The sequence below is a fragment of the Pirellulales bacterium genome, assembly GCA_036490175.1.
GTDB lineage: Bacteria > Planctomycetota > Planctomycetia > Pirellulales > JACPPG01 > JACPPG01.
In genome coordinates, this window is the sequence record DASXEJ010000083.1 from 19,338 (window position 1) to 28,065 (window position 8,728).

Annotated in this window: 3 protein-coding genes; 2 read left to right on the plus strand and 1 reads right to left on the minus strand. The window is 61.1% G+C overall.

Translation table 11 applies throughout. The features are described from left to right. Window positions 1–148 precede the first annotated feature (148 nt). Window positions 149–5,269 (plus strand): SdrD B-like domain-containing protein, encoded by a 5,121-nt coding sequence (locus VGG64_06055; protein HEY1599145.1) that lies wholly within the window; start codon window positions 149–151, stop codon window positions 5,267–5,269. 113 nt (window positions 5,270–5,382) lie between these two features. Here the strand turns inward: VGG64_06055 and VGG64_06060 are convergent, their stop codons facing one another. Beyond that, complete coding sequence (locus tag VGG64_06060; GenBank protein ID HEY1599146.1) at window positions 5,383–7,047, minus strand: BBP7 family outer membrane beta-barrel protein; 1,665 nt, start codon at window positions 7,045–7,047, stop codon at window positions 5,383–5,385. Between the two features lie 571 nt (window positions 7,048–7,618). Between VGG64_06060 and VGG64_06065 the strand changes: the two genes are divergently transcribed. Then, window positions 7,619–8,728, plus strand: a 1,110-nt coding sequence (locus VGG64_06065; protein HEY1599147.1) for a hypothetical protein, incomplete at its 3' end; no start/stop codon positions are given.

The window sequence follows — 8,728 nt, forward strand, 5'->3', positions numbered from 1 at the left end:
CTGCCAGGCCTGGCAAATACAGGCGACGGTCTACGGGCACGGTCATTTTTGCGCGTGCGGGGACTCATGCACCGCCTGCCATCGGGCAGGACTACCGGTGGCATGTGTGGCGTTTTAGTAGACCAAGGCAACAGAGACGGGCCGATCTATGAAGATCACATTGTTCGAGCGGTGGCGTCGCGCTAGTACCAAACAACTGGTGGCTCAGAAGTCGCGCCGGCGCAGCCGACCGTTGCAGGTCGAGTCGCTCGAGGAGCGCGCCCTGCTGACGGCCAATAGCGTGGCCGCGTACTCGACCTACGACGTCACTCACGACGGCTACGTCAACGTCCTCGACGCCATCAAAATTGCCGGCTACGTCAACACGCATGGCAATTCACCGGTTTCGGCATCGTCGAATTCGGGAAGTGGCGCCGGCACCGCCACGGTGATGTCCCTGGCGACCACCAGCACGACCACTTCCGCTTCGGCGATGGACGTCAATCACGACGGGTTCGTCAACGTGCTCGATATCGTGAAAGAGGTCCAAGCCCTCGACGACACGACCCCCGAAGCGCAATACAGTCTCGTGCCGACGGATAGCTCGGATACGCCGCTGACCGGACCGATTAACATTGGCGATACGTTCTACGTTGATGTGTACGTGCAAGACTTGCGCTCGGTCAGCTATGCCGGCATCGCGGCCGGCGACGTCGATGTGACGTATGCGGACCAGGGAGGTGGCACCGCGGGGGTCGCGCCAACCGGCGTCATCACAGCAGGCCCGAACTATCCTGTGCCCGGGTCGGCTCCGCACGGCGATGCAACCAGCACTCCGGGCGTCGTGCTGAACGTGCAAGGCAGTGAGCCGTTGAACGCCACCGGCAATCCGTTTTTCTACCAGCCGCTGGGAAGTAGCCCAGTGTTGCTGGATCGCATCCAGATGACGGCCAATGCCGCCGGCACCGTGCAATTCGGCACGCAATTCTCGCTGGGCGAGGTGACCGTCGATGCCGAGGATACGGGCAACAATGACCCGGCCCAAATTCCCAACAATCAGATTCTTCCCGGCTCGGCGAGCGTCACGGTGCTGAGCGCACCGCCGATTCCATCGTCCCTGTCGGGCTCGGTGTATATCGATGCCAATGGCGACAACGTCCAAGACAATGGTGAGGCAGGTCCCACCGGCGTCACGGTTCAGTTACTCGATTCTTCGAACACGGTGATCGATTCCGTCACCACGGGATCGAACGGTATCTACTCGTTCACGAATTTGGCTCCGGGAACCTACAGTGTTCACGAAGTTCAGCCGGCCGGACTGATCGAGACTGGCGTGACAGTTGGCTCGATCGGTGGACCCGCCGTCGGCACGGCGAGTGGCAACGATACCATCACGGGCATCACGCTCTCGTCGGGCAGCGTGGCCGCGGGATACAGCTTTGCAGTTCAGCAGCCGGCCAGCATCTCGGGCACAGAATACGTCGATGCCAACGCCAACAACACGTTTGATTCTGGCGACACGGGGCTCGGTGGCGTCACTATCCAACTGTTGAATTCGAGCAACACGCTCGTCAACTCGGCCACGACTGCGTCCGACGGCACCTACTCGTTCACGAACCTGCTACCCGGTACTTACTCGCTGCATGAAACGACGCCCTCGGGCGCCGGAGCGACCGCTGCGAACCTCGGCACGGCCGGGGGCACGGTTACTGCCGTCGATACCATTTCGTCAATATCGCTGGGCTCGGGCGTCAGTGGAACGGGCTACAATTTTGCCACCCAGACTCTCGGCAGCATCTCGGGCACGGAGTACATCGACAACAACAGCGATCACGTATTCAACAGCGGCGACGCCGGCTTGCAGGGGGTCACGATCAACTTGCTCGACTCGAGCAATACGATCATTGCCACGCAATTCACGGACAGCAGCGGCAACTTCTCGTTCACGTCGCTCCCAGCCGGGACGTACTCGGTGCAAGAGGTTTCGCCGGCCAGCCCCTACATCGAATCGTCCGCCAATGCCGGAACGCCAGCAGGTACCCTGGTCGGGCTGAACAACATCACGAACATCGTGCTGGCTGCCGGTACCACCGGGACGGGCTACGACTTTGGCGTCACGAATCCCACCCAGGCGCTAGCGCAGTATCAGCTGGTGGCCACCGATGCCAGCGACGCTCCGATCTCGGGTTCGCTGACCGTGGGGCAAACGTTCTATGTGGATGTGAAAGTGCAGGACCTGCGTGGCGTTGCGTATGCCGGTATCGCGTCGGGCAACGTTGACGTGGCGTATGTTCAGCAAGGGGGTGGTACGGCAGGTGCCTCGGCAACGGGCAACATCATCGCGGGCGTGAATTATCCGGTTCCTACGTCCGCCTCACACGGCGACGCGCTGACGACGCCGGGCCTGGTCTCGAACTTGCAAGGTACGGAGAACATCAACGTCTCGGGCAATCCGTTCTTTACGCCGCTGGGGAGCGGCACGCAGATCTTGGATCGCATCGAGATGACCGCTGTCGCGCCGGGTGTCGTAGTGTTCAACACCCAGTTTTCCGCCGGTGAAGCCACGGTCGTGGCCGAGTTGACCGGCAACAACGATCCCAACCAGATCCCGAACTCGGCGATTCTGGGTGGCACCACGTTCGTCACGATCGTTGCCGCGCCTCCGATGCCGGCCTCGCTGTCTGGTACGGTTTTTGTCGACGCCAACGGAGATAACATTCAAGAGGCTGGCGACGCAGGCGAGCAGGGCGTGACGGTGCAATTGCGGGATTCCAGCAATCAGCTTGTCGGCACCCCGCAAATAACCGATGCCAACGGTCACTATACGTTCACCGGCATCGACCCGGGCACCTACACGGTGCAGGAAGTGCAACTCGCCGGGTTCTTTGAGAGCGGCGCCATCGTCGGATCGATCAATGGCACCCCGTCGGGCACAGCCACTGGCTTGGATACGATCGGCGCCGTGACGCTGGGCTCGGGTGCGACCGCCGTCGGTTACAACTTTGCCCTGCAAGCTCCGGCCACGCTAAGCGGCACCGAGTACATCGACACCAACGGCGACAATTCCCAGGACAACGGCGAAGTCGGTCTGCCCGGCGTCACCGTTCAATTGGTCCAGGCCGGCAACGCGGTGCAGACCAAAGTAACAGGGGCCGACGGCTCCTACTCGTTCACGAATGTGCAGCCCGGTACGTACACAGTTCAAGAGATTGTGCCAGGCTCGCCGTATTTTGCCACCGGTTCGTCAGTCGGCACGGCGAATGGAACCCAGTCAGGTCTCAACCAGATCACGGGCGTCACGATCGGGTCCGGCACAAGTGCCACCGGCTACAACTTTGCCGTGCAGCAATTGGCTACTTTGAGCGGCGTCGAGTACGTCGATGTCAACGGCAACAACACCTTTGATTCGGGCGGCGACACGCCCCTGTCGGGCGTGACGATTCAGTTGCTCAACTCGAACAACGTACCGCTCACGTCGGCAGTCACCGCGGCTGATGGCTCGTACTCGTTCCTGGTCATGCCGGGCAATTACACGTTGCATGAATTGCCGCCCCCGGGCACGCTTGTCGAGACCGTCGCGAACATCGGCCTAGCTGGCGGTGTGCAAAGCGGCGTGGATACGGTCGCCAGCATAACGGTGATTTCGGGAACACAGGGAACGGGCTACAACTTTGGCGTGCAATCGCACGTGCCGTTCCAAGCTCAGGTTCGGCTGGAGGCCACGCAGCTTGACGGAACAGAGATCCAGCCGGGATCAACGATTCCTGGCGGTGAGACGTTCTGGCTGTACGAGTATGTAACGGATCTTCGCCAACCGGCTGCCGACGCGCTCGGCGTGTTGGCCGCTTACACGACCATTACCTTTGATTCCGGTAAGTTCCAAGTTGTCAGCCCGCTGACCTTCGGCACGAACTATCAGAACCTGACTCAGCCAAGCGGAACGCCCACGAACCTGAGCGATGTGGGAGCCTTCGCCGGCTCAGCAGGGCAGATTCCGCCGTCGCTGGGTAATAGCGAACAGATGGTGTTCAAGGTAGAGCTGCAAGCCACAGGCGGCGGCACTTCGAATATCGATCCGGGCCAGCCGGACCAGTCACCGAGCAATCCGCTGGGCATCATTCTGTACCCGGCACCGCCGGCGACGGACTCGCTGCCGCTCCCCACGGCCGCGATTCACTTTATCGGGGTCGACAACATCCAGACAACGCAAGCCACGTTTGCGTCGATCAATAACAGCTCGGTCACCAACGTGACGACCAACGGTGCCACAACGCTGATGCCGTTTACCGTCCACCTCAGCCAACCCTCGAGCGTGCCCGTGACGGTCAACTACTCGACGGCCAGCCTGCTGGGTGATACCGGGGTAGCCGGAGTCGACTATGTAGGCGTGGCGAATGGTCAAGTCGTGATTCCGGCTAACGCCACGTCGGCCACGTTCAACATCACGGTGCTCGGCAATTCACTAAACCAGGCGGACAAGACGTTTCACGTGAACCTGACCAGCGCTACGAACAACGTTGTGCTGCTGGGATCGAGTGACTCGGCCTTGGGCACGATTCATTCCGGCGTACCGCTGCCGACTGTCACCGTGCAACCGGCTTCGGGCACGGAAGGCGGCGTGGCCGTGTTTAACGTCAGCCTATCGGCGGCCAGCGGTCAGACGGTGACTTTCACTTACAGCACGCAGGCGACAAATCCGGTTAGTGCCGTGCCCGGTGTTGACTTCCAAGTGCTGACTTCGCAGACGATCACTTTCCTGCCGGGCGGCCCGCTGACGCAGCAGATCACGGTGGGGCTGCCCCTGGACCCGAACCTGACGGCCCCGGCGCAATTCCTGCTCGTGCTCTCGACGAACGCGAATTCACATGCCGTACTGGCCAGCAGCTCGGTGTTGGGCACGGTCCAACCGATCCCGTTCAGTAGCCTGTCGGGATTCGTCTACATCGATTCGAACCATGACGGAGTCTTTGACGCGGGCGACTCTGGCTACGGCGGTGTGGCAGTGCAGCTGACGGGCACCGATATTTTTGGACGGGTCATTGCCATCTCGACGAAGACCAACACCGACGGTTCGTACACTTTCACAGGACTGGCACAAGGCACCTACTCGATCCAAGAGTTCCAGCCGCAGCTGCTGCTGGAGGGTTCGGATTCGCTCGGCTCGCAAGGGGGCGACGGTTCGGTGCAAGATCTGTTCACGGTAAGCCTGTCGGCGGGCGTGAACGGCACGGGTTACAACTTTGGCGAGGCCGGTGTTGATCCGAAGCTGCTGTGGTGGCCTTACTTCTAATCGTCGGGCCAGCACAGCATTATCAATCGCGCACGGGACTGCGATCGTGGCGACGCACGAGCTCGCTTGGAATCCGTGCGAGAAGCCAGGATGCCGCCTGACGTCCAGGCACGCTACCAGCGATAGTCGAAGCCCACGGTAAAGCCCTGTAACCACAGGTCGGTTGGGTTATTCAAATACGTGGGACGCGACACGATTTGTGCCGCACCCGGCGAGTACGGCGGGTTGACCGTAAAGTCGACTTCGTTGCCCGGCCGCGCAACCCGTGACACGTACGTAAAGTTGTATCCGGCCGTGGCCCGTAAGCCGGGCGTGATCTGAAATCCGAGCTTGATGTTGAGCTCGGGGATGACGGCAAACTGATCCCGGCGGAAAACGCCCATGTTGCTGACTTGGGTGAGCACGCCACCGGGGTAGCCGATGACGGATGAGCCCGAGGTGACCTTGGTCTGGCCGTCGATGTTGACGCTCTCGTGCATATCGCCGAGGGCAATCTTGCCCTGTGTCTCGAGCACCCAGCGTCCGCGTCGCAAATCGCTGAGCAAGCCAATGTCGCCGCCGTTGAACTGATTCCGCGTTCCGAAGCTATCCAGGTTCGAGAATGAGGTGCCGGCCGGAATACCACCGCCGACGACGTTCACGTTGTCGGTGACCATCAGCCCCTCTTCTAAGCGGAACCAGCGATAGCCCCCCACGAGGAACATGCGGTGATCCTTTACCAGGTCCACACCGACCAATCGCCGCAACAGGACACCGCCCGATTGCACGCTGCTCGAGCTCGTCACGTTTACGCTGCCATTCAGATTCGCCGTACCGCCGCCCGGCAGGCTAAAGCTGGGGTAGGCAATCAACTCGGCCGCTTGCGCCGGCGGCAATTGCGCATGGGGCGGAGGAGGTGTGAGGATCGGCGGAGCCGGATTGAAGTACGGCCGCGCTATGATCTCGTTGCTACCGGTCCCGGTGGAGAAGTTCGAGGCCGCACCGAAGTTGGTTGTGGCGGTCGCCAGCGACCAATACGTGGCTTCGACTCCTATCACGTCGCCGACAAGCCAGCCGCCGACGGTAACACGACCGCCGCTGCGGAGATCGTTGTTCAAACGCTGATCGCCGAACAGGATCGACGTGCCGGGCTGGCCGAGCACACCGGCTTGCGTTTGCGTAGTGCTCAGAGGACTGGTGGTCACAAGCGGCGGCACATGGTTGCCTTTAACCCACCAACCCAGATAGTCGAAGTTCGTCCACATGCAGCGGCACGAGTAAATCTCGTTCCAGAGCACGTTGCAAGTGGGCACCGAATTTACGGCGGCAGCGAAGCAGCCCAATCCCATGGGGCCGTAACCATCTTCGCATTCATCGCTGGCGTCGCAGTTGTAGTCGTTGCTATCGCCGGACTGCCCTGATGGCACTTGTTCCTCGGACACGTATCCATCCTGATTGGTATTCGCGTAGTGCATGGGCTGCGCCGAGGCGGGCGTGGCCACGGTCTGCCGACTCGTGTCGTAGCCCTCGTTACCCGCTTGGGGCAAACGCATCATATCCGGCGTGAAGCTCGCACCGCTGGCAATGCCTGGCACACTGGGACCGGCGGGCACGGCCTCGCCCTGCTCTTCTTCATCTTCCAAGATGGACGGGTCTTGGGGTGCCGTCTCGGTCTTGGTCTGCTGGCGCTTCAGGTAGTAGGAGTCCTGCACGCGCTTAGGTGGCGCGGCGGACACCGGCGCCAGGGCCATCCATGGCAGCAGGGCGACGCCCATCAGGAGTACGACGACACGGATCATGCCTGTGACCTCAAGTGAAAAGCAGGAGTACCCGCCCAACCGTGCACATTGTGACGGTTTTGCGGTATATACCGATTCGACTGAATGATCCGCATGTTCCAATGAATCGGGTGCCACCGGCACAATCGGTGTGTCTTTCCAAGTCGCTTCGGGGGCCGCAGTTTCTCAATGCTACCCAGACTCGGAACCGGGACTTCGGGGACGGTCGGTGAGTGAAAGCTATTGGCTCGGCGAGAATTGCCCGCGGTTTGCAGGGGCAGGCTGTTGATTAACCCGCAGTCTTCTGCGCTGTGGGGAGGGATTGCGACCCGGTCGTTCGGCCCCTTTTTTCGGTCGCCGGATTCCGGCTCCCCCCGACTAGCGTCTGGCACGGCGGGCGGTGCCGGAGATCGCGAATAAGGTCGTATATTCCTGCAATTCGCAAGCCGCAAACTTTGACTTTTTTGTTGACTATTCCGTTGTTTGTGCTGATATTCGGAGAAACCTTACTTTTCGTCCCCACCGCCACGGAACAGAGCCTCTTCGGGCCTGGGCAGGGGGATCATGCGGGTCAACAGGGGAGGGCTTCTCCGTGGGCATTTGGCATCTAGGTCGCGCGCGCCGTAGTCTAAGCAGAAAAAAGACTCCGCCCGCCTCGTCGACCGTACGTCGTAGCGCGAACCTTTGCATCGAGCCGCTCGAAGAGCGCTTGTTGTTCTCCATCGCGCCGACGCTCGTCTCGATCATCACCAACATTCCCACAGATGGTGCGGTACTGAGCACGACCAGCACCATGGTGTTGGACCAAGCGCCGCAACAACTGATCTTCAAATTCGATGACGGTCAGACGATCAATCCGGCCACGCTCGCCGCGGGAATCCAAATCGTCCGCGCCGGTGGCGACGGCATCATTGGCAACGGCAACGACGTGGCCGTGCAGGTCGGCTTCGAGGGCGTGCCCGAGCAATCGAACCAGGTTGTCGTTCGCTTCCTCAACACGTTGCCCGACGACACCTACCAGATCACCGTCAACAGCGCTCTGAAGAACAGTTCGGGACAATCGCTTAGCACGGGCACGTCGGTCACGTCGTTCAAGCTCGATTACGGGGCGCAGGTCTCGGCCGTCGTACCGCAACCGATCGTGCGCACTGCGCAAGGCACCTTGCAGCAGATGTCGAATCAGATTCAGGTGTACTTCACCAATGACACTTTGAATCCGGTCAGCGCGCAAACGGCAGCGCTGTACCAACTGATCTACACAGGCAGTGCGACGGGCACGGCCACGACCGCCGACGACGTGACTTACACGCCGACGTCAGTCTCTTACAACTCCGCCACGAACATGGCGACGCTGACGTTTGCCCAGAACCTCGATCAGCTGGGCAGCGGCCTCGGCACGTATCGTTTGCGTATCGGCGACAACTCCATGAACGGCGGCACGCAGACCGTGGCCGTTACGCCGGATCAGGCTGGCACGAGTTTCGCCACGGCCTTGCAGTTGGGCACGCTCAACAGCACCAGCAAATTGATTACCGGCGGCGCCATCGAGCCGCCAGGTTTCTCGGCAAGCAACGGCCCCAATACCTTGGTGCTACCCGGCGGTCCGACCGACCCTGGCCAGATCAACTTGCCCAGCAGCGCCGGTCAGAGTCACTTCGCCGCCGGCGTGACCGCGGACAGCAACCCCGCGATCACGACGTTG